The sequence below is a fragment of the Actinophytocola sp. genome (assembly GCF_050699935.1).
Taxonomy (GTDB): domain Bacteria; phylum Actinomycetota; class Actinomycetes; order Mycobacteriales; family Pseudonocardiaceae; genus Actinophytocola.
In genome coordinates, this window is record NZ_JBOHGB010000134.1 from 1 (window position 1) to 20,074 (window position 20,074).

Genomic DNA, 20,074 nt, shown 5'->3' on the forward strand with positions numbered 1-20,074 from the left:
GCCGACACCGCGCGCCGGGCCACGCCGGCGACCCTGCGGATCGGCGGCCGCAGCCCGAGCCGGCGGGTCGAGCCGTGCGCCCGGCGGATCGCCCGGCGCTCCTTCGGCGGCACGTCCCACGCCTCGGGGTGGTTGGCGAGCCAGTGGTTGCGCCGCACCGCGTACGGCACGTGCGCCAGGTACACGACGAGCGCGCTCGCGAGCGCCAGCATCGGGTAGGTGATCACCGCGGCGGCGGCCAGGCCGACGAGCACCAGCAGCGGCGCGACCGCGCGGGCCGGCACCCGGAACGTCTTCACCGACAGCGTCGGGATCCGGCTGATCAGCAGCGCCGCGATCGCGACCGTCCACATCATCACCACCGGGTCCGCCGACCACCAGCCGTCGTGGCCGATCTGGAGGGTGAGGATCAGCGGCAGCAGCGCGAGCAGCCCGCCCGCCGGGGCCGGTACGCCGACGAAGAACTCCTTGGCGTACGGCGGTTGCTCGGTGTCGTCCAGCAGCGTGTTGAACCGCGCGAGGCGCAGGATGATGCACACGGCGAAGATCAGCGCGACGACCCAGCCGAGCCGGTCGCCGTCGAACTTCCAGATGTAGAGCACCAGCGCGGGGGCGACGCCGAAGGAGATCGCGTCGGCGAGCGAGTCCAGCTCGGCGCCCATCTTGCTGGTGGCGTCGAGCAGCCGGGCGATGCGGCCGTCGAGGCTGTCGAGCACGGCCGCGACCGCGATGGCCGCGATCGCCGCCGGGAAGTCGCCGGAGAGCGCGAACTGCGCGGCGGACAGGCCCGCGCACATGGCGAGGACCGTGATGGCGTTGGGTAGCAGCCGAACGCCCGGCGAACGGGCGACCAACTCAAACCTCCGTTCGGAGCTCGGCGAGCACGGTCTCGCCGCCGATCGTGCGCTGGCCGGGCTCCACGAGCACACGGGAGCCGGCCGGCACGTAGACGTCCACGCGGGAGCCGAAGCGGATCAGCCCGTACGTGTCGCCGGCGCCGACCTTGTCGCCGGCCGCGACCTGGCAGACGATCCGCCGCGCGACGAGCCCGGCGATCTGCACGACGGCGACCTCCTGGCCCTCCGGGGTGGCGAGCAGCAGCGAGTTGCGCTCGTTCTCCTCGCTGGCCTTGTCGAGGTCGGCGGAGAGGAACCGGCCGGGCCGGTACTCGGCGCGCACCACCTCGCCGGAGACCGGTGCGCGCTGGACGTGCACGTCGAAGATCGAGAGGAACACGCTGACGCGCAGCCAGTCGCCCTCGCGCGCGCCGAGCTCGGCCGGCGGTGCGGCGAGCACGACCTGTGCCACGGTCCCGTCGGCCGCGGCGACGGCGAGGTTCGAGCGGGACGGCGTGACCCGCCTGGGCTCCCGGAAGAACCAGGCGACCGCGCCGGTCAGCACCGTGCCGAGCACGCCGAGGCGGCGGGACAGCCGGCGCAGCACCAGGGTCACGGCGGCCGCGCCGAACACGAACGGCCGGCCGGCCGGGTGCATGGGTGGTACGACGCTCCTGGTCAGCGCCACGAGGTGGGCGAGCCTGCCGTCCAGGTGTGACTCACTGTGCGACTCACGGTGCGGCTCACGGGATTCGGTCATCTTGGCCGGGCATTCCTCGCACGGGTGCGGTTGTCAGTACGCACCACGCTACGCCCTGTGCGGAACGTGACACTGAGGGAGTCCGGGTGGGCCGGCGTCTCTCCGGCCGGCCGTGCATCCCCCGACGACATGCACCGCCGGCCGGTGGACCTACGGGCATCGGTGAGTTTACGGCCGTGCGCAGCTGGTAAGCAACGGCGATCCGTACGCGATCCGTCACCGACGGTTGCCGGCTCCTTGCAACAACCGCAGCACGGCGAGAAGGACGATCCCGCCCAAGGCGGTGAACCCGAGGCTGGGGATGTCGATCTCGAAGGTCATCTCCTGCCCGGTGATCCACTTGTAGAACAGCCCACCGAGCGCGCCGACCACGCCCAGGAGCACGCCGACGAGAACCCCCTGCCACACCCGGTGCCGTCCCTCGACCACGGCGTTGGCGACCCAGCCGACGATCGCCCCGAGGCGAGCAACGCGATGATTCCCACTAGTCCGCCTCCCCGGAATTCAAAGTGTTGGGTGCGTTCCAGCGAACGCGTGCGGATATCCGGTTGACTGTGGCTGGGCGCCGTCACGGTACCCCTGAGGTTCCGTTGGTTGGTCCAAGACCTCACACGATGATCCACCAACGGCCTAATGCCGCAGCACCAGCACGTCCAGCTCCGTGCCGGCGGGCACGTCGGTCGTCTCCTCGGGGATCTCGATCAGGCAGTCCGACGCCGCGAACGACGCCAGCAGGTGCGAACCGGGACCGCCGACCGGCGTCACCGACGACCCGTCCAGGTGCCCACGGCGAAACTGCCGCTTGCCGGCCGGCGAGCGCAGCTCCTCGGTCGTGCGGGCCCGCACCCGCGGCCGGTCGACGTCCCGGCGCCCCATCGCCGCGAGCAGCGCGGGCCGGACGAACAGCTCGAACGACAACGCCGTCGACACGGGGTTTCCCGGCAGCGTCACCACGGGCAGCGCGCCGAACCGGCCGGACCCCTGCGGCCCGCCGGGCTGGATGGCCACCCGCACGAACTCCACGCCCTGACCGGTCAGCGCGTCCTTCACCACCTCGTAGGCCCCCGCGCTGACCCCGCCCGAGGTGATCAGCAGGTCCGCCCCGGCGTGCGAGGAGACGGCCTCGTGGAACGCCGGCACGTCGTCGGGGACGAATCGCAGCACGGTCGGCTCGCCGCCGATCTCCCGGACCGCGGCCGCCAGCAGGACGCTGTTCGACTCGTAGATCTGTCCGTGCAGCAACGGGTTTCCCGGCTCGACCAGCTCCGAGCCGGTCGACAGGACCAGGACCCGCACCGGCCGGTACACCGGCAGCTCCGCCCGCCCGATCGCCGCCGCCAGGCCCAGCTGCGCCGAGCTGAGCACGGTGCCGGCACGCAGCACCGTCGTGCCATCGGCGACGTCCTCGCCCACGCGCCGGATGTGGGTGCCCGGCTCGACGGGCGCGCGCACCGCCACCCGCTGCTCGCCGCCGTCGGTGTCCTCGACCTTCACGATCGCGTCCGCGCCGGGCGGCACCGGGGCTCCGGTCATGATCCGGTGCGCGGTCCCCGGTGCCAGCGGCACGACGTCGGTCCGCCCGGCCGGGATGTCCACCGGCACCGGCAGCGCGACCGACGCGTGCCCTCCGGCGGCCGCGACGTCCGCCGCGCGCACCGCGTAGCCGTCCATCGCGGAGTTGTCGAACGGCGGCATCGGCACCGGCGCCACGACGTCCTCGCCGAGCACCAGCCCGACGCACTCGGCGAGCGGGCGCGGCACGACCGGCGCGGGCGGCACCAGCGACGCGATCCGGGCGCGGTAGTCGGTGACGGACAGCGGGGCCGGCAGTGGAGCCATCACGTCCCGAATCCTGCCTCCTCGCTCCCGCCGAGCGACAGCAGCACCCGCGGGGGACCGTGCCAGACTGCATGACCTGGTCGACGATTCACCTTGACGACTCACCTTACGGAGGTCTGGCACGTGCAGGTCCGGACTCGGCACACCCCGGCGTTCGGCGTGGCCCGGCTGCTGCTGGCACCGGGGGAGGCGGTGCAGGCCGACTACGCCGCGATGCTCGCCACGAGCTACGGGGTGGTGGTCACGCCGGCCCGGAGCGGCTCGCGCGGCAAGGTGCGCCGGGCCGTGTTCACCGCGCCGGCCGAGGGCGGCTGGGTCGACGTGGCGCCGGCGCTGCCCGGCGACGTCCACACGCTGGAGCTCGACGGGATGGCCGGCTGGTGCGTGGCGCGGGGCAGCTGGCTCGCGGCCGCGGCCACGGTGCGGGCCGAGGCGCAGTGGCAGGGTTTTCGCGGACTGTTCGGCGCGGACGTCGGATTCCTCGAGCACGTGTCCGGCGGCGGCGCGATGGTGCTGGCCTGCTGCGGCTCGCTCGACGTGGTCCCGCTGGAGGCCGGTGAGCTGGTCACCGTCGACCCGAGCTACCTGCTGGCCTACAGCGAGCTGACCCAGTGCCGGCTGCGTGCGACCAGCCCGCAGCTGCCGCAGTCGGTGCGCACCGGCGAGGGGTTGCTGCTGGACTTCGCCGGTCCCGGCCAACTGCTCGTGCAGACCCGCAACGCGCGGGCCATGGCCGCCTGGCTCGCGGGCAACGGCGGAGGCCGGTAACGGCCGGACCCGGATCGGGCCGAACCCCGCGCACGGCCGACAGGACGAACGTTAGGCTCCACCGTGGCGAGGGGCCGTACGCACGGCCTGGCCGAGCTGCGGGGCGCTCGGTCGGCGCGCACGACCCTGACGAATGAATGGATGAGTTGTGGCGGAGGACCTCACCGGGCGTCGCCTGGGGCATTACCGGATCGACGGTGTGCTCGGCAAGGGCGGCATGAGCGTGATGTACAAGGCCACCGACATCCGCCTCGGCCGCAAGGTCGCGCTGAAGGTCATCGCCGAGCACCTCACCGAGGACCCCGAGTTCCGCGAGCGGTTCGTGGACGAGGCCCGCAACACCTCCGCGATCGACCACGCGAACGTCGTTCCGCTGTACGACTTCGGCGAGGTCGACGGGCTGCTCTACATCGCCATGCGGCTGGTCGACGGCTCGGACCTGGCCAGCCTGATCAAGGACGGCCCGCTCACGCCCGAGCGCGCGCTGGCGTTGCTCGGCCAGGTCGCCGAGGCGCTGGACAACCTGCACGAGCGCGGCCTCGTGCACCTCGACGTGAAACCGGCCAACGTGCTGGTCACCAGCCGCGAGTCCACGGCCGAGCACATCTACGTCGCCGACTTCGGGCTGACCCGGCGCGGCGCCACCGGCCACCGCACCCGCGGCGGCGACTTCCTCGGCTCGCCGACCTACGCCGCGCCCGAGCACCTGCGCGGCGAGCCGGTCGACGCCCGCACGGACGCGTACTCGCTGGCCTGCGTGCTGTTCGCGTGCCTGGCCGGCCGGCCGCCGTTCCAGGGCCCGGTGCCCGAGGTGATCCAGGGCCACCTCAACCGCGAGGTGCCCGCGCTGACCGAGTTCGTCCACCTGCCGGCGGCCATCGACGACGTGATCCGCCGCGGCATGGCGAAGAACCAGAAGGACCGGTTCGCGAACTGCCGCGAGCTGATGGCCGCCGCGCGCAAGGCGCTGGCGGCCCCGGTCACGCCACCTCGCCCGCCCGCTCCCGCGGTACCGGTCGGACCGGGTCAGCGCGCCAACGGCACCAGCGGCGCCAATGGTCAGCAGCCGGTGTTCCCGGCGTCCCCGGCGTCGTCGCCACCGGGTGCCTACCAGCACCCGCTGCCCGTCGGCACGCACTCGTCGTCGGCCACCCCGGTGCGCCTGCGCCCGCCGATGCCGGTGGGGCCCAACACGTTCACGTCGGCCGAGCCCGACAGCGGCACCCGGTGGATCGCGCCGGTGATCGTCGGCCTGGTCGCGATCGGGCTGATCGTGGCCGCGATCTTCTTCTTCTCCGGCGACGAGGGCGGCGGTGGCGGTGGTGGTGGTGGCGAGCCGACCACGACCAAGTCGGTGCCGTCGATCAAGGTCGGCGACGACGACGGCCGCGGCTCGGCCGACGAGTCCGCGGGCGGCGGGGGCTGACCTGCGTTCCTTGCACTCGCCCGGGTAGAGTGCTAAACACGGTTCTGGCAGTCGATAGTTTCGAGTGCCAAAACACACGAGGTCGGGACGGTGAGGCCGGACTTGTCCGGTCGTCCGTCGCGGGCACCGAGCCTGGCCGAGCAATGTGACGTCCAAACGGAGGACTTACACCGCAATGGCCAAGTTGATCGCGTTCGACGAGGACGCCCGCCGCGGACTTGAGCGTGGCTTGAACACCCTCGCTGACGCCGTCAAGGTGACGCTGGGCCCGAGGGGCCGCAATGTCGTGCTCGAGAAGAAGTGGGGCGCGCCGACCATCACCAACGATGGTGTCTCCATCGCGAAGGAGATTGAGCTCGAGGACCCGTGGGAGAAGATCGGGGCAGAGCTCGTCAAGGAAGTTGCCAAGAAGACTGATGATGTCGCGGGTGATGGGACGACGACCGCGACCGTACTCGCTCAGGCGCTGGTTCGTGAGGGCCTGCGCAACGTCGCCGCCGGCGCCGACCCGCTGTCGCTCAAGCGCGGCATCGAGCAGGCCGTCGAGGCGGTGACCGAGCAGCTGCACAAGGTCTCCAAGGAGGTCGAGACCAAGGAGCAGATCGCCGCGACCGCGTCCATCTCCGCCGCTGACACCACGATCGGCGAGCTCATCGCCGAGGCGCTGGACAAGGTCGGCAAGGAGGGCGTGGTCACGGTCGAGGAGAGCAACGCGCTCGGCATGGAGCTGGAGCTCACCGAGGGCATGCGCTTCGACAAGGGCTACCTGGCCGGTTACTTCGTGACCGACCCGGAGCGCCAGGAGGCCGTGCTCGAGGACCCCTACATCCTCCTGTTCGGCTCGAAGATCTCGGCCGTCAAGGACATGCTCCCGGTGCTGGAGAAGGTCATGCAGGCCTCGAAGCCGCTGCTGATCATCGCCGAGGACGTCGAGGGCGAGGCCCTGGCGACCCTGGTGGTCAACAAGATCCGCGGCACGTTCAAGTCGGTGGCCGTCAAGGCACCGGGCTTCGGTGACCGCCGCAAGGCGATCCTGCAGGACATCGCGATCCTCACCGGTGGACAGGTCATCAGCGAGGACGTGGGTCTCAAGCTGGAGAACGCCGACATCTCTCTGCTGGGCCGGGCCCGCAAGGTCGTGGTCACCAAGGACGAGACCACGATCGTCGAGGGCGCGGGTGACGCGGAGCAGATCCAGGGCCGCGTGAACCAGATCCGGGCCGAGATCGAGAAGAGCGACTCGGACTACGACCGGGAGAAGCTGCAGGAGCGCCTGGCCAAGCTGGCCGGCGGGGTTGCGGTGATCAAGGCCGGTGCGGCGACCGAGGTGGAGCTCAAGGAGCGCAAGCACCGCATCGAGGACGCGGTGCGCAACGCCAAGGCCGCCGTCGAGGAGGGCATCGTCGCCGGTGGTGGCGTGGCCCTGCTCCAGGCTGCCGAGACGGCCTTCGCCGGCCTGAAGCTGACCGGCGACGAGGCGACCGGTGCCAACATCGTGCGGGTCGCGGTCGAGGCGCCGCTCAAGCAGATCGCCGTGAACGCCGGCCACGAGGGCGGCGTCGTGGTGGAGAGGGTCAAGACCCTGCCGCAGGGCCACGGCCTGAACGCCGCCACCGGTGAGTACGAGGACCTGCTCGCCGCCGGCGTGCCGGACCCGACCAAGGTGACCCGCTCGGCGCTGCAGAACGCCGCGTCGATCGCCGCGCTGTTCCTCACCACGGAGGCCGTGGTGGCCGACAAGCCGGAGAGGACCCCCGCCGCTCCGGGCGGCGACCCGACCGGCGGCATGGACTTCTGATCCAGCCACAGCAGTACGCGAAGGGCCCGGACGCGATTCAGCGTCCGGGCCCTTCGCCATCCGCGGGGTCAGGTGTCCAGGGGGAGGCAGGTGTGGCAGAAGTCCTCGCCGAACGGGGTCAGGTGGATGCTGCGACGCACGGTCCTCGGTGCGCGGCCGGCCTTGGCCATCGCTGCCTGGACCTCCGGCTGCACCTCCACCACCTGGTACCGCGACGGCTCGACCTCCTCGCGGGAGAACCACACCAGCCCCAGCCGGAACAGGTTGTTGAGATAGGCGTTGGTACGGCTGAGGTTGCGCACCCCGGCCTGCCGCCCGATCATCGACAGCCCCGCCTCGATCAGCACCGACCCGATCCCCAGCGGCCGGCTCGTCCGCACGTCCACGGTCGGCTGCGGGCCCTCCTTCGACAGGAAACGCAGGATCCGCGCCTCGTCCGGGGTCAGCTCGCCGAGAATCCGGTCATAGGCCGGGTGCATGTCCTCCACGAAGTGCACGTCCGCGGAACGCCGCAGCAGCTCCGCCCCCCGCGCCCGCAGCTCCGCGACCGACGATTGGTGCTCGGTCGGCCGCGGTTCGGTCGCGGGCGGGTCGACCACCGACCGTGCCGCGTCGCGCAGCTCCGTGCCCAGCTCGCCAGCGATCTTCACCGGGGACTCGCCGCTCGCGAGGCCACGCACCACCCGCGATCCAGTGTGGACGGTCGTGTGCACGACCCACTGTGCCGTGCTCCAGCCGGCGCTCGCGGCGATCCGTAGCAGGCCGGCACCTTCGCGTAGAGGATCATTGGACATGGCTCAGACTCCGAAGATCGCTAGGTGGATGAGGCCGGCCCCGACGCCGAGCACCCCGCCGTGCACGAACAGCAACCACTCGTCCTGCTTGATCGCCGAGCGGAGCAGCTCGTTGAACTCGTCGTAGCGCAGCTGGCGCATCTGCCGTGCCACGAAGCGGTTGATCCTCGCCGACTGCTGCCTGCCGAACTCCGTGTCGCCGAACGCCGACGCGAACTCCACGGCCTCGCTCGCCACCGCGTCGCGGATGCGGTCGTACCGCTCGGTGCCCATGCCGACGCGCACGGCCGAGCGCGCGTAGCCGACGGCACTGTCGATCGCCGGCCGCAGCGAGTCCTCCAGCAGCCGGCGGGTCCGGTCCGAGCGCGGGCCGTGCAGCAGCTCGTCGCCGACGTTGCGCATGTTGATGACGTCGTCGGAGATGATCCGCGCCATCACGTCGCTCACCTCGGGCTGGCGCCGCAGGAACAACCCGTGGAGCAGGACCGGCCCGACCCGCCTGGGAAAGACCGGCTCGAAGATCAGCTTGATGCCGATCCAGTTCACCACCCAGCCGATCACCGCACCGCCCAGCGGCAGCACCCACCACTGCGGCACCGCCTCGAGGACGAACACCAGCACGACGCCCATCGGGAACCCGAAGTAGAAGCCGAAGTTCTGCATGAACCGCAGCTCCTTGCGCCCCACCTCGCGGAGCATGTCGTTCATCAGCTCCGGGTGCTGCTCGAAGTGCCGGATCACGAGCAGCTTCGCGTCGATGAGGTCCTCGATGTGCTCGCCGAGCTGGTCGGTCAGCCCGCGCACGATCACCGGCAGCCGCTGCTGGATCCGCGCGTGCACGGCGGACCTCATCAGCGGGGGCAGGTCCTGCCACAGCCGCGGGTGCTCGCGCTCCATGATCCGCTCGACCACGTCCCGGATCTCGCCGCGGGCGGTCGCGGCGATGTGGTCGGCGATCTTGTCCGGCTCGAACTCGCGGTAGAAGTCGCCGATACTGCCGACCTTGAGCAGCGCCTTGTCCACCGAGATGCTGGCCATCTTGGACACCCGCGACGGGATGATGCCCTGCCAGCCGAACCGGCCGTCGTGGGTGATCGCCGGGATCACCTGCACCCGCCGCGGCAGAAAGGGGTACAGCAACCGCAGGCCCGGGACCCGCACGCCGTGGAAGCGCATCGGCTGGAACAGCATGAGCACGCCGGTCCAGTTCGTGATGTAGCCGATCACGCCGGTGAACAGCGGCACCGAGATCAGATGCGTCAGGAAGCGCGGGTCACCCCAGTCGACACTCATCGTGAACCCGCCCCTCGACGCGTGGCCTCCATGGTCATCCGCGGACGATCTTTATGCAAACCCCTGGTGGGACCCGTGCGCCGCGCACCGACGGGTGGCGTCACCGCCGGGCGTCTGGTTCGATCGGCGGATTGCGGTTGCGAACAATGCCGGCCGATCCGGAACTGGCGGCGCGCCGGTGGACTCAAGGTGTCGGCAACACACGTCACATGTCGAGGGGGCGCCGAATGAGCACGCCACAGACCACTCCACCGCCAGCCGGAGGTGGTGGAGGATACGGGGTCGTCGCCGACGAGCTCGACCGCGTGCTGCCCGTCTTCGAACAGCTCAACGAGGACGCGGACGGCTACGAGCGGACCGTGGACGAGCACACCTCGATCTCCGGCGACCAGACCGGGCCGCGGGTGTGCCCGCAGGCCGGTGACGCCCTGCGGACCGGCCTGCAGCAGATCGTCGGCAACCTCCAGGCATTCGCCACGCACGCGCTGGACATCCGGGGCGCGGTGCAGGCGACCGTGGCCAACTACCGGCAGACGGACAGCTCCGGTGTGGACCGTATGGACAACGCGGGCGGTGGTTTGTGATGGTGGATCTGGGTCCGATCGACGACGCGGTCGACGCGGCGACCGATGTGGTGGACGCCGGCGTGGACGCGGCGACTGACGTGGTGGAGACCGGAGTCGATGTGGCGACCGATGTCGTGTCGACCGGCGTCGACGTCGCCACCGGCCTGGGCCGGACGGCGCTCGGCGTGCTCACCGGTGGCCCGTTCGGCGGCGGTGGTCTCCCGGACGTCAACTTCGAGACGCGCACCCCGGACGGCCCCGGCTTCCTGGAGAGGCTGGGCCACCGGATCGGCACGTTGGGCGCGTTCATGAGCACCTCGGACGAGGTGCTGGACAACTTCAAGGACTTCCAGGACGGCTTCGAGACCTACATCCCGCTCTACAACGACTACACGGGCGCGTCGCTGGACTTCCGCACCACCATCGTCGAGCCGTACGACAAACTGCGCGGCATCGACTTCGATCGGCTCGGCGAGGTGGCACGCAGCTGCGCGGAGGTCGCCGACAAGTTCCACGACACGATGGACAAGCTCGACACCGACGTCGGGACGCACACCGGCAACTGGCGGGGCGCCGCGTCGGACGCGTTCCTGGCGCACATCCAGCGCTTCGGGACGTCCTCCCAGGCCATCGAGACCGACCTGGGCAGGGTAGCCGAGACCACCAGTGACTCGGTGACCGCCGTGCAGCAGGTGTTCCGGGACTACACCGAGGCGCTGCTCGGTATCGACTGGGGCGACTTCGACTCGACGGACACGATCAGCCTGCTCATCAGGATCTCCCGCATGGAGCTCGACGTGAGCGATCTCGTCGAGAAGCTCTACGACTTCGTCGGCGACATCCTCGGCATCGCCCTGCCGTCGGTCGGCGGCGGCATCCCCATCATCGGCGACGCGCTGAACTGGATCGTCGACCGGTTCGGCGAAGCCGTCGCCTCGGTGCTCGACGCGTTCGGCTTCGGCGAGAACATCGAGCAGCTGGTGTCGTGGGTCGCCGGGGTCGCCCGCGAGTACCTGGACGCCACGTTCAAGGCACCGTTCGAGGCGAACCTCGAGCTGTTCGAGTCCTCGACCCAGACCGCGACCGAGGCGACGACGGAGGGGTTCCAGCCGGTCGTCGACGCGGCGGGGCAGATCCAGCCGATCACCTTCGAGGAGGCGCCGATCGACGACCCGGGTGACCGGCCCACCGGGCCCACCGACGGGACCGGGGGCCAGCAGCCCGAGCAGCCACCGACGACCAACGGCGCCACCACCCCGAGCCAGACCGGCGGCCCCACCGGTACCCCGACGCAGACCGGTTCCCCGCCACCGACCGGCGCGCCGACCGGTACCCCGACGCCGACGGGTACCCCGTCGCCGACCGGGACGCCGACCACGCCGCAGGTCCCGCAACCGCAGACGCCGGGAGAGAACGGCAATCCGAGCACCGGGGCGCCGCAGACCCGGCCGCCCGGGCTGCCCGACGACGCCGGGTGGGTCGCGGACCCGTCCGCGTTGCCGCCCGGCTGGACCATGGATCCGGCCACCGGCGAGATCCGCCCGCCGGGCGCGGTGCCCGGCGGCGGCGAGCCGCAGTACTCCCAGGTCCCCGGCCAGACCCCGGGCATGCCCACGTTGCCGCAGCCGCAGGTCCCCGAAGGGCTGCCCCAGGGGGCCGGCTGGGTCGCCGATCCGTCCGCGTTGCCGCAGGGCTGGACCGTGGACCCGACCACCGGTCAGTTGTTCGCGCCGAACGACGCGGCTGGCGAGAACTTCCCCGAGGTGCACTCGCCGCAGGGCGAGGCGGCACTCGCCGGCGGTCCGGGTGGACCCGCCGGCGGTGTGGGCGGGCCCGGCGGCGACCTGCCGGGCGGTGAGCGTCCGGGCGAGGGCGCGCAGGCCGTGGTCGAGGACGGCGACCGCAAGATCACCGTGTCGGGGCTGTCCGGCCCCGACGACGAGGTGGACGTGACGGTCACCGAGTCCGACGGCACCAAGACCACGTACGAGATCTCCATGGACGACAGCGGCCAGCCGGAGCTGAGCCAGTCGGGCTCCGGCCACGGGGCAAGCTCCGGTGGCGGCGTCGGCGGCAGTGGTGGCGCCGGTATCGGCGGTGGCACGGCCAGCGGTGGCGCCGGCGGTGGTGCCGGTGGCGGGGCCGGTGGTGGCAGTGGCGTCGGTGGCGGAGCCGGCGCTGGGGGCGGTGTCGCATCCGCGGGTGGGCACCTGGCCGGCGGCGCCACGGCGCACGCCGGGCCGATCGCCGGTGGCGGTGCCGCGATGGCCGGGGGCGGCGACCTCGCCGGTGGTGGCGCGGCGCCCGGTGGTGGCGGTGCGAGTGGGGCGCACGGCGCCGGCATGATGCCGATGGGTGCCGGGGCGGGTGGCCACGGCGGCGACGACGAACGCCGCGGGTCCGGCCAGTGGCAGATCCAGGGCGACCTGCTCGACCCGGACGAGCAGGCCTACGCCGATCGGCTCGGCAGCACCTTCGGTGTCGTCCGGCCCGACGAGCACCGACGCTGAGAGGGGCCCGACGATGACCAGAACTCCCACCGAGGTCGCCACCGCGGCGGCCGAGCGGTTCCGCGTGCTGCGCGAGCGGGCCACCGCGAAGCTCGAGAAGGCGAGGTCCGACGCCGTCGAGCTGCGTGCGCGCCGGCAGCGGGAGAGCAAGGAGATGATGGCCGAGGCCAAGCGGCGCAAGGAGGGCGGCGAGCCGGAGGAGCGTCCCGCCGCCTCGCCGTGGCCGAACCAGCGGCCGGAGGCGGTGCACTACCGGTTCGACGACACGCCCGACACCGACCACACGGCGCACGACACCGAGGCGACACCGCGACCCCCGCGACCCGCACCGGCGGCCGAGCCGGCGCGCGTCGACGAGTCGCGCCGCGACCGGGACGACGACGATATGTCCGAAGTGGACAGCTGGCTGCGGTAGCGGGAGCGTCAGCCCGCGCCGAGCAGGATGAACGGCCGCCGCAGCGGGTCCGCCGCCGTGGCCTCGGCGAGGGCGCGGGCCGGCCGGATGCCCGAGGCGAGCCTGCGGTGGTAGTCGGTCATCGTCTCGGCCAGGTCGACCGCCACGCTCGTGTCCACGAGTCTGCGGTGGTAGTCGGTCATCGTGAGCGCCGCCGAGCGGTGGCCGACCCGGTTCACCGCGGCCACCACCGTCTTCGAGCCGCTCGCCAGCATCGCGCCGGCGAACCCGAGCGGCTCGTCGCCGGGCCGGATGTGCGACAGCGCCAGCTCGCAGGCCGCCAGCACGATGTGCGCCGGCGGCCGGTGCAGCCGTGCCACCTCGTGCGCCAGCAGCCCGCCGTCGGCCAGCTCCAGCCGGGAGAACAGCGCGTTCGCCGGCTCGTGCGTGCCGTGCGCGGCGATGTGCACGAGCCGGGCACCGTCCATTGCGGACAGAACCGCCGCGCTCGTGGCCCGCTCTCCCTCCAGCACCACCGCGTCCGGGTAGACCGCGGTGAGCTGGTCCAGCTCGGACACCGACTCCGGCAGGTCCGGCCCGCACACCAGCACCACCCGCCCGAGCTCGCGGGGCGGCGCCTCCGCGGCACCCACCCACGCGGTCGCCGACGGCGCGACCGACACGGCCCGCCCGCGCAGCGTCGGCAGCGACTCCCACGGCACCGAGTACAGCCCGCCGAACGGCACGATCACGAGCTCGCGGTCCTCGAACAGCGACGTGGGGATGCCACCCGGGCCGAACAGCTGCCGGTCCAGCGTCTCGATCCGGCTCAGTGCCGACTGCGAGACCGCGTTGACCAGCGGCGCGATCAGGTCGTCCGGCGCGAGCGCGTCCAGGTCGGCATGCAGCTGCCGGGCGAGCTCCAGCACCTCCGCCTGGCCGCCCAGCCGGAACAGCCGGGTACGCCCGCCGCTGACCACGACCGCGGCGAGGTCCTCGCCCGGCCCGGCGAAGCTGATCAGCGTGCGGTCGCCGAGCCGGTCGATGACCTCCGCCGACGAGCACACCGGCCGGGGCTGGCCCCAGTGGCTGGTGTGCCAGCCGAGCCGGCTGACGTCCCGCTGCAGCACGGTGATCCGCCGCTCCAGGTGAGCCGTCGAGCGGCGCTCCAGCCGGTACTGCTGGACGGTCCGCGTCACGGTCCGTAGCTCCGCGACCGCGGTCGCGAGCTCGGGGTCGTCGATCGCGGGCTGTGGCTCGTACCGGTACACCTGCGCGCGGGTGCGCTCCTGCCAGTCGAGCAGCCGACGCCCGTCGGCGTCGCTGCGCGTGCCGTCGAGGACGACGTTCACCGCGAGCCGGCCGAGCTCGAAGCCGTGGATCGCGGTGCCGCACACCAGGTCCAGTCCGCCCATCCGGTCGCGGGCGGTGCCGAGCTCGGTCAGCCCGGCCTTCGCCTGGGCCAGCACCTGCCGCGTTCGGCCGCGCGCGAGCGCCACCTCCGCCCGGCACAGCCGCAGCAGCATCCGGTGGTCGATCGGCGCGATCTTGCTCAGGGCCGGCACCTGCGTCAGCAGCGCCTCCGCGGCCGCCACGCCCTGCCGGTGCAGTGCGAGCCGGACCGCGAGCATCATGGCCATCGCCGCCTCGTCGGTGAGCCCGACCGAGCGCAGCCGCTCGGCGAGAGCCGCCGCGCGTGCCGGGGTGGCCGTGCTCTGCTGCCCGTCGAGTGCCGCCTTGGCCTCGGCCCGCAGCCGGGTCAGCGCCGCGACGTCCGCCCAGGGATCGCTGCCCCGCTTGAGGAAGTGGCCGCGGGCGGACGCGGCGAGCTGCTTGGCGAGCGTGAGGTCGCCCTGCAGCAGCGCGGCCGCGGCGCGCGCGACCTCTGCCTCGGCGAGGTCCTGACCGATGCGGTGCTCACGCAGTTCGGGCAGCGCCTCGTCGAGGTGGCGAGCCGCCTCGTCGGCGAGCCCGGCGGCGAGCAGCGAGCGGGCCTGGTCGATCTTGGTACGCGGCACCAGCCCGGGCGCGAGCTCGCGGAATGCCCGCTCGGCGCCCTCGAAGTAGTGCAAGGCGTCCGGGATGGCGCCGCCGAGCTGGGCGATCTCACCCAGGTTGCCCTCGGCCTTCGCGGCCATCAGCGGCAGGCCGTGCTCCGCGGACAGCGCCATGCAGCGCCGGTTGTCCTCCTCCGCGGGCCCGGGCTTGCTCGCCGCGATGTAGGCCAGGCCCCGGTTCATGAACGCGCGCGCCAGCATCTCCGGGTCGCCGGCCGGCCCGTCCAGGGTCTCCTCGAGCAGCGGGATCGCCTGGTCGAACAGCCCGATCGCCTCGGCGACGCGGCCGGCACGCAACAGGATCAGCGCGTGCTGCTGGTTGGCGAACCCGAGCAGCGCCTGCCGGTGCGGTCCTTCGGGCATGCCGTTCACCAGGCTGCGCGCGGTGCCCAGATGCACGAGCCCCTCGGTGATCGGCCCGGTCTCGGCCTGCACGTACGCCATCGACAGCAGGATCTTGGTGCGGACCGTGATCGCGGCGAGATCGTCGGAGTCCACCGGCAGGGTGCGCAACGCGCGGCGGAGCAGCTTGATCGCCTCGGCCGGACGTGCCGCGGAGGCGACCTCGACAGCCCGGCGGCGTAACTCGGCTGCCGTCTCGACGGCGGCGGTGATCGCATCGCCGTTGGCGGATGCGGATCGGTCGAGCCGCGTCAGCGGAGCACGTCGGTTGCGCGCACGAGGCATGGGTCAATGGCAGCACATCGCAGCCCCCACCTGTCCAGCAGGTGAGGGCATGTCGCGATGTGCAATTGCGGTACGGCGGCTACCTCGGGGCGCTGCCGCCGTCGTGGTAGCCCTGGGCGACCTTTTCGGGCTTGCCGAAGTCCTCGGCGACGAGCCCGCCGTCGTGGTAGCCGGTCGGTGAGACGCCGCCCGACGACGGGGTGGCGTCCGCGGGCGGTGCGCCGCCGTCGTGGTAGCCGGTGGTGTGCACGGTCGAACCGCATTTCGCGCAGGGTGTGCGCGGGTCGGTCGGGGGCTTCGGGTCTGTCGTGGCGGACCGCTCGGACATTGCTTTACTCCCCTTTCAGCAGTGCGATTGCTGCATCCTCACCTTGACAAGAGGCAAGCGACCACAGCGAGATACAGAGAATATCTGCCGAATGGGGTTATTGGGGCTATCCGGGCTACAAGTCGACAGTTGGTGTCACTACGGTGCGTGACTGATCGGCGTTCATCCGTACCAACAATTGGGTGGTTCCGCGCGGCACCTCGGTGAGCACGAAGCGGCCGCCCTCGTCGGCGGTGGTGGTCGACGAGCCGTGCTCGGACACCCGGACCTCGACGCCGTGCGCGCCGGCGGGCACCAGCCATCCGTCGATGCGCTGGCGTTCGCCGGTGCGGGTGACGTTGACCATCACGGTCAGGTCGCCCACGAAGAAGGTGATCGTGCCGGGCAGGCCGCCGCGCACGCCGGCCAGCGTGCGGTTGTCGGCCCAGCGGGCGACCTCGATGTCGATGTCGTCGACGTCGTCGATGGCGACCGCGAACTGGGTGCGCTCCACCAAGCCGGGCGGCATTGGATCGAGCTCGTTTACCAGCCGCGCCACCTGGGCCATCAGCTCGTCGTCTGGGTGGTGCGTTTTCATGATCCACTGTCCCCGTTGTACAGGGCGCGCAGGTTGTTGAGGCAGCGCCCTCTGGTCGGTCCGATACTGCCGTGCGGCATGTGCAGGGCCTCGGCGACGGCGCGGTACTCCGCGCGGCCGGCGAGGACGGTCAGCCGCAGCAGCTCCTGGCAGCGCTGCGTCAGTTTGTGGAAGGCGGACCACAGCTGCCGGTCCCGCTCGCCGCGGAGCACCTCGTGCTCCGGTGACGGGTCGTTGGTCGGCAGCTGCTCGGCGACTTCGCTGGACAGCTCGACCTGGCCGGCCCCACGGTGTGCCACCCGCTGTGCCTCCCGGCGGGTGGTGGTGATCAGCCAGCCGGCCAGCGCGCGCGGTTCGGCGAGCCGATCGATGTGCCGCAACAGCGCGAGCCACACGGTCTGCACGACGTCCTCCGCGCTGGTCCGGTCCAGCCCGTTGCTCCGCGCCACGTGCCACACCAGCGGCGAGAGCTCGGCGACCAGGACGTCGAAGGCCAAGTGGTCACCCGCCTGCGCGGCGATCATGCATGCCGCGTGCCGGTCCCGTCCGTCCAGCCCTTCCCAGGGCTTGGCCACGCTTGCGGTCTGCAGTTCGGTCACCGCTTCCCACCCCGCTTCGTGGGTTGAGTTCCTGATGGCTCCAGGTCCATCGTGCCAACCCCCGGCCTTCGCGTCTTCTTCGTATTCGGTCGCCCTTGTGGGCTCGTGAGATGGATCGTCTCGGTAGTCAAGAGCGTGACCTCCGTGGCCAGATACCGGCCATTCGGGTGTAACCGGCAGGTTTTCACGAGTTGCCCGAGATCAACAGGAGCAACGAGGCGAGGCCGAGGACGACGCCCGCGAGCAGGAGGCCGAAACCGCGGGCGAGCACGCTCGCCACGGTCCGGGCGCGCATGGCGGTGAGGCTCGCGGCGAGCGCGAAGACGCCGACCACGAGGCAGCAGACCGCGGCGGCGAGCACCGCGGTGCCGGTCAGGCCGGCCCGGTCGAGAATCGGGCCGAACACCAGGACGACGACGCACCCGAGCGCGCTGACCGCGAACGCGAGCACGGCGGCCAGCAGCACGAGCGCGCGGGCCGTGCCGAGGCGCGAGACGGTGGTGCGGTCCTCGGTCACGACCTCACTGTATTCACCGCTGGTTCCTACTCCTCCGGCACGACCAGCCAGCAGATCAGGTAGAGCACGGCGCCGGTGCCGAAGCCGAGCAGGGTGGCCGCGACCAGGCCGATGCGGACGAGCGCGGCGTCGATGCCGAACATGGCGGCGATGCCGCCGCACACGCCGGCGACCATGCGGTCGGAGCGGCTGCGACGCAGCGTGCGGGTGGGACGGGTTTCGGTGTCTGTCTCGTACATGAGTCCAGGCTCGCCGCCGCGCGGGCCGGCGGCATCAGGGATCGACCCTGGTCGGACCCGGATCACGGGTCCGGCGATCACCCGGACCCGTAGGCTCGGGGTGTGGACGCGTCATGGGCGCCGGTGGACTCGCCGGAGGAGCTGGCCGACTCGCTAGAGCGCGTCGGCTACCTGGCGGACGAGGGCGTCGCGACGGCGGCATTCCTCGCGCTGCGGCTCGGCCGGCCGCTGTTCTGCGAGGGCGAGCCGGGCACGGGCAAGACGTCGCTGGCGGCCGCGCTGGCCGAGGCGCTCGGGGTGTCGCTGATCAAGCTGCAGTGCCACGAGGGCATCGACTTCACACAGGCGCTGTACGACTGGGACTTCCCGCGCCAGCTGCTGCACCTGCGCGCGCTCGAGGCGGCCTCGGCCGGTTCGCTGGACTCCGACGAGGCGGAGCGGTCGCTGTACAGCAGGCGGTTCCTCGTGGCGCGGCCGCTGCTGCGGGCGCTGGAGGAGTCGCCGTGCGTGCTGCTGGTGGACGAGGTCGACCGGGCGGACGACGAGTTCGAGGCGTTCCTGCTGGAGGTGCTCGGGGAGAGCACGGTGACGGTGCCCGAGTTCGGTGAGGTGCGCGCGGTGGTGCCGCCGCTGGTGGTCCTCACGTCGAACCGGACCCGCGAGGTGCACGACGCGTTGAAGCGGCGGTGCCTGTACCACTGGCTCGAGCATCCGGCCCTGGCCCGCGAGGTGGCGATCCTGCGGCGCCGGCTGCCGGGGCTGTCCGCGGCGCTCGCCACGCAGGTGGCGAGCGCGGTGCGGCGGCTGCGCGAGGTGGAGTTGCTCAAGCCGCCGGGCGTGGCGGAGTCGATCGACTGGGCCGAGGCGCTGCGTGCGCTGGGCCGCACGGAACTGGACGCGGCCGCCGCGGCGGCCACCCTGGGCGCCGTGCTCAAGTACCGCGAGGACGCCCAGCGCGTGGTAGCCGCCGGCCTGGACCACATCCTCGCCGGCTGACCCCGCGAGTCCCCCGTTCCGGCTCGCGGGTCCCCGGTTCCAGCGGCGGATTCGAGCGCGGCGGATGGGCCATACCGCTCATGGACGACGAGGCCGCGACGTTCTGAACCAGGTCTACGGGCGCGCCGACGCGTTACTGTTCGGCCGACGGACCTACGAGATCTTCGCCGGCTACTGGGGAGTCATGCCAGATCCGGGCGGCAACCCATCGCAGGGCCCTTGAACACGCGGCCCAAGTACGTCGCATCGACCACACTCACCGATCCGAAGTGGTCGGACACCACCGTCCTCTCCGGTGACCTGGCGGCGGCCATCGCAGACCTGAAGGCCAGGCCGGGAGGCGAGCTGCAGGTGCACGGCAGCGGCGCCCTGATCCGCTGGCTGCTCGACAACCGGCTCGTCGACGAGACCATCCTGTTCGTCTGCCCCGTGGTCCTCGGCCAGGGCACGCGGCTGTTCCCCGACACCGGCCCGGACGCGACGCTCGACCTGGTGGAATCGCGGTCCCCCCGAAGGGGGTAACGATCCAGGTCTACCGGCCCAACGGCCGCCCGCGGTACGCATGCCGTCGCGAGGTGCGGCACGCGGTTCAGGAGTCGGCCAGACAACGGTCGTGCGTCGGTGGTCGCCGGGCTGCGGCGTAGGCCGCTGGGGCCTGGTAGCCGAGGGCGCTGTCCGTCGGCGGCGTTGCGGCACCGCTGGTGACCGTCGCCGGGTGGATCTGTTCTGCCGGTCACGCGGCAGGCGAACGTGGGCCGCAAGACTCTCTCACTCGACCTGGATCAACCATCAGGGGCCAGGCCGCGACATCGAGTGCGCCGGCGCGTATCCCGAACGTCGAACTCACCGGTTCCGAGCGTTGGACTCACGGGTCGCGGGCGTTGGACTCGCGGGTCTTGGTGGGTAAATCGGTCGCTTTCCTTGCTTGGGGCGTCGCATAGTTGAGTCGGCGCGCCCAACAAGAGGGAGAACGCCGTGAGCACCGTGACTCGGGGGAGTGATCGGTAGTTCCGGTGTCCCCGCCGGATGGCGCCGTCGCGTGTCGCGAGCCGGTCGCGGTGCTCGCCCGTGACGGTCGCCATCCGGTCGC

Annotated in this window: 19 protein-coding genes and 1 pseudogene; 8 read left to right on the plus strand and 12 right to left on the minus strand. The window is 71.9% G+C overall.

Annotated features, from left to right (window positions below; all coding sequences use genetic code 11):
* The 4 genes from pssA to moeA form a co-directional block, all read right to left on the minus strand.
* A partial coding sequence (pssA, locus tag ACRDTB_RS30075; protein WP_431435573.1) for a CDP-diacylglycerol--serine O-phosphatidyltransferase occupies positions 1–797 on the minus strand: 797 nt, incomplete at its 3' end.
* 58 nt (positions 798–855) lie between these two features.
* Entirely contained in the window at positions 856–1,596 is a 741-nt protein-coding gene (locus ACRDTB_RS30080) for a phosphatidylserine decarboxylase (protein WP_431435556.1), read from the minus strand.
* 216 nt (positions 1,597–1,812) lie between these two features.
* Positions 1,813–2,004: a hypothetical protein gene (locus tag ACRDTB_RS30085; protein ID WP_431435557.1), complete on the minus strand. Its 192-nt coding sequence runs from the start codon at positions 2,002–2,004 to the stop codon at positions 1,813–1,815.
* Positions 2,005–2,226: 222 nt separating this feature from the next.
* A complete protein-coding gene (gene moeA / locus ACRDTB_RS30090; RefSeq protein WP_431435574.1) occupies positions 2,227–3,435 on the minus strand; it encodes a molybdopterin molybdotransferase MoeA in 1,209 nt (402 codons plus the stop codon).
* Positions 3,436–3,558: 123 nt separating this feature from the next.
* Here moeA and ACRDTB_RS30095 point away from each other — a divergent pair, with 123 nt between their 5' ends.
* The 3 genes from ACRDTB_RS30095 (at position 3,559) to groL (ending at position 7,427) form a co-directional block, all read left to right on the plus strand.
* Entirely contained in the window at positions 3,559–4,203 is a 645-nt protein-coding gene (locus ACRDTB_RS30095) for an AIM24 family protein (RefSeq protein WP_431435558.1), read from the plus strand.
* A 148-nt stretch (positions 4,204–4,351) separates the two neighbouring features.
* Positions 4,352–5,629, plus strand: coding sequence for a serine/threonine-protein kinase (locus tag ACRDTB_RS30100; RefSeq protein WP_431435559.1), 1,278 nt, complete (start codon positions 4,352–4,354; stop codon positions 5,627–5,629).
* 175 nt (positions 5,630–5,804) lie between these two features.
* A complete protein-coding gene (gene groL, locus ACRDTB_RS30105) occupies positions 5,805–7,427 on the plus strand; it encodes a chaperonin GroEL (RefSeq protein ID WP_431435560.1) in 1,623 nt (540 codons plus the stop codon).
* Between the two features lie 68 nt (positions 7,428–7,495).
* Here the strand turns inward: groL and ACRDTB_RS30110 are convergent, their stop codons facing one another.
* Both ACRDTB_RS30110 and ACRDTB_RS30115 read right to left on the minus strand, forming a co-directional pair.
* On the minus strand, positions 7,496–8,221 hold the full coding sequence (locus ACRDTB_RS30110; protein WP_431435561.1) for an Abi-alpha family protein: 726 nt from the start codon (positions 8,219–8,221) through the stop codon (positions 7,496–7,498).
* A gap of 3 nt (positions 8,222–8,224) precedes the next feature.
* Positions 8,225–9,514, minus strand: a complete 1,290-nt coding sequence (locus ACRDTB_RS30115; protein ID WP_431435562.1) for a hypothetical protein — start codon at positions 9,512–9,514, stop codon at positions 8,225–8,227.
* Positions 9,515–9,741: 227 nt separating this feature from the next.
* Between ACRDTB_RS30115 and ACRDTB_RS30120 the strand changes: the two genes are divergently transcribed.
* The 3 genes from ACRDTB_RS30120 to ACRDTB_RS30130 are packed head-to-tail and all read left to right on the plus strand — an operon-like array spanning position 9,742 to position 13,005.
* Positions 9,742–10,098 (plus strand): hypothetical protein, encoded by a 357-nt coding sequence (locus tag ACRDTB_RS30120; protein ID WP_431435563.1) that lies wholly within the window; start codon positions 9,742–9,744, stop codon positions 10,096–10,098.
* On the plus strand, positions 10,098–12,590 hold the full coding sequence (locus ACRDTB_RS30125) for a WXG100 family type VII secretion target (protein ID WP_431435564.1): 2,493 nt from the start codon (positions 10,098–10,100) through the stop codon (positions 12,588–12,590). The genes ACRDTB_RS30120 and ACRDTB_RS30125 overlap by 1 nt, the downstream gene beginning before the upstream one ends.
* A 13-nt stretch (positions 12,591–12,603) precedes the next feature.
* Positions 12,604–13,005 carry a hypothetical protein gene (locus tag ACRDTB_RS30130; protein ID WP_431435565.1) on the plus strand — a complete coding sequence of 134 codons (402 nt, stop codon included), beginning with the start codon at positions 12,604–12,606 and terminating at the stop codon, positions 13,003–13,005.
* Positions 13,006–13,013: 8 nt separating this feature from the next.
* Here ACRDTB_RS30130 and ACRDTB_RS30135 read toward each other — a convergent pair whose 3' ends face one another.
* The 6 genes from ACRDTB_RS30135 to ACRDTB_RS30160 all read right to left on the minus strand — a co-directional run bounded on the left by ACRDTB_RS30135 (position 13,014) and on the right by ACRDTB_RS30160 (position 17,988).
* Positions 13,014–15,728 carry a CHAT domain-containing protein gene (locus ACRDTB_RS30135; protein ID WP_431435566.1) on the minus strand — a complete coding sequence of 905 codons (2,715 nt, stop codon included), beginning with the start codon at positions 15,726–15,728 and terminating at the stop codon, positions 13,014–13,016.
* 79 nt (positions 15,729–15,807) lie between these two features.
* Positions 15,808–15,978, minus strand: coding sequence for a hypothetical protein (locus ACRDTB_RS30140; RefSeq protein WP_431435567.1), 171 nt, complete (start codon positions 15,976–15,978; stop codon positions 15,808–15,810).
* A gap of 193 nt (positions 15,979–16,171) precedes the next feature.
* Positions 16,172–16,603 carry a carboxypeptidase regulatory-like domain-containing protein gene (locus ACRDTB_RS30145; RefSeq protein ID WP_431435568.1) on the minus strand — a complete coding sequence of 144 codons (432 nt, stop codon included), beginning with the start codon at positions 16,601–16,603 and terminating at the stop codon, positions 16,172–16,174.
* A 26-nt stretch (positions 16,604–16,629) separates the two neighbouring features.
* Positions 16,630–17,232 carry an RNA polymerase sigma factor gene (locus ACRDTB_RS30150; RefSeq protein WP_431435569.1) on the minus strand — a complete coding sequence of 201 codons (603 nt, stop codon included), beginning with the start codon at positions 17,230–17,232 and terminating at the stop codon, positions 16,630–16,632.
* 184 nt (positions 17,233–17,416) lie between these two features.
* Entirely contained in the window at positions 17,417–17,749 is a 333-nt protein-coding gene (locus ACRDTB_RS30155; RefSeq protein WP_431435570.1) for a hypothetical protein, read from the minus strand.
* A gap of 26 nt (positions 17,750–17,775) precedes the next feature.
* Positions 17,776–17,988, minus strand: coding sequence for a PspC domain-containing protein (locus ACRDTB_RS30160; protein WP_431435571.1), 213 nt, complete (start codon positions 17,986–17,988; stop codon positions 17,776–17,778).
* A 102-nt stretch (positions 17,989–18,090) separates the two neighbouring features.
* On the opposite strand from ACRDTB_RS30160, the gene ACRDTB_RS30165 reads away from it, so the two are divergent.
* Positions 18,091–18,984 (plus strand): AAA family ATPase, encoded by an 894-nt coding sequence (locus tag ACRDTB_RS30165; RefSeq protein ID WP_431435572.1) that lies wholly within the window; start codon positions 18,091–18,093, stop codon positions 18,982–18,984.
* Positions 18,981–19,628: pseudogene (locus tag ACRDTB_RS30170) on the plus strand (dihydrofolate reductase family protein). Before ACRDTB_RS30165 ends, ACRDTB_RS30170 begins: the two are co-directional and overlap by 4 nt.
* Positions 19,629–20,074 lie beyond the last annotated feature (446 nt).

Coding starts and splice junctions, on each gene's coding strand:
- ACRDTB_RS30080 (WP_431435556.1), bottom strand. CDS start 1,596: ATGACCGAATCCCGTGAGCCGCACCGTGAGTCGCACAGTGAGTCACAC.
- moeA (WP_431435574.1), bottom strand. CDS start 3,435: ATGGCTCCACTGCCGGCCCCGCTGTCCGTCACCGACTACCGCGCCCGG.
- groL (WP_431435560.1), top strand. CDS start 5,805: ATGGCCAAGTTGATCGCGTTCGACGAGGACGCCCGCCGCGGACTTGAG.
- ACRDTB_RS30110 (WP_431435561.1), bottom strand. CDS start 8,221: ATGTCCAATGATCCTCTACGCGAAGGTGCCGGCCTGCTACGGATCGCC.
- ACRDTB_RS30115 (WP_431435562.1), bottom strand. CDS start 9,514: ATGAGTGTCGACTGGGGTGACCCGCGCTTCCTGACGCATCTGATCTCG.
- ACRDTB_RS30120 (WP_431435563.1), top strand. CDS start 9,742: ATGAGCACGCCACAGACCACTCCACCGCCAGCCGGAGGTGGTGGAGGA.
- ACRDTB_RS30125 (WP_431435564.1), top strand. CDS start 10,098: ATGGTGGATCTGGGTCCGATCGACGACGCGGTCGACGCGGCGACCGAT.
- ACRDTB_RS30130 (WP_431435565.1), top strand. CDS start 12,604: ATGACCAGAACTCCCACCGAGGTCGCCACCGCGGCGGCCGAGCGGTTC.
- ACRDTB_RS30135 (WP_431435566.1), bottom strand. CDS start 15,728: ATGCCTCGTGCGCGCAACCGACGTGCTCCGCTGACGCGGCTCGACCGA.
- ACRDTB_RS30145 (WP_431435568.1), bottom strand. CDS start 16,603: ATGGCCCAGGTGGCGCGGCTGGTAAACGAGCTCGATCCAATGCCGCCC.
- ACRDTB_RS30160 (WP_431435571.1), bottom strand. CDS start 17,988: ATGTACGAGACAGACACCGAAACCCGTCCCACCCGCACGCTGCGTCGC.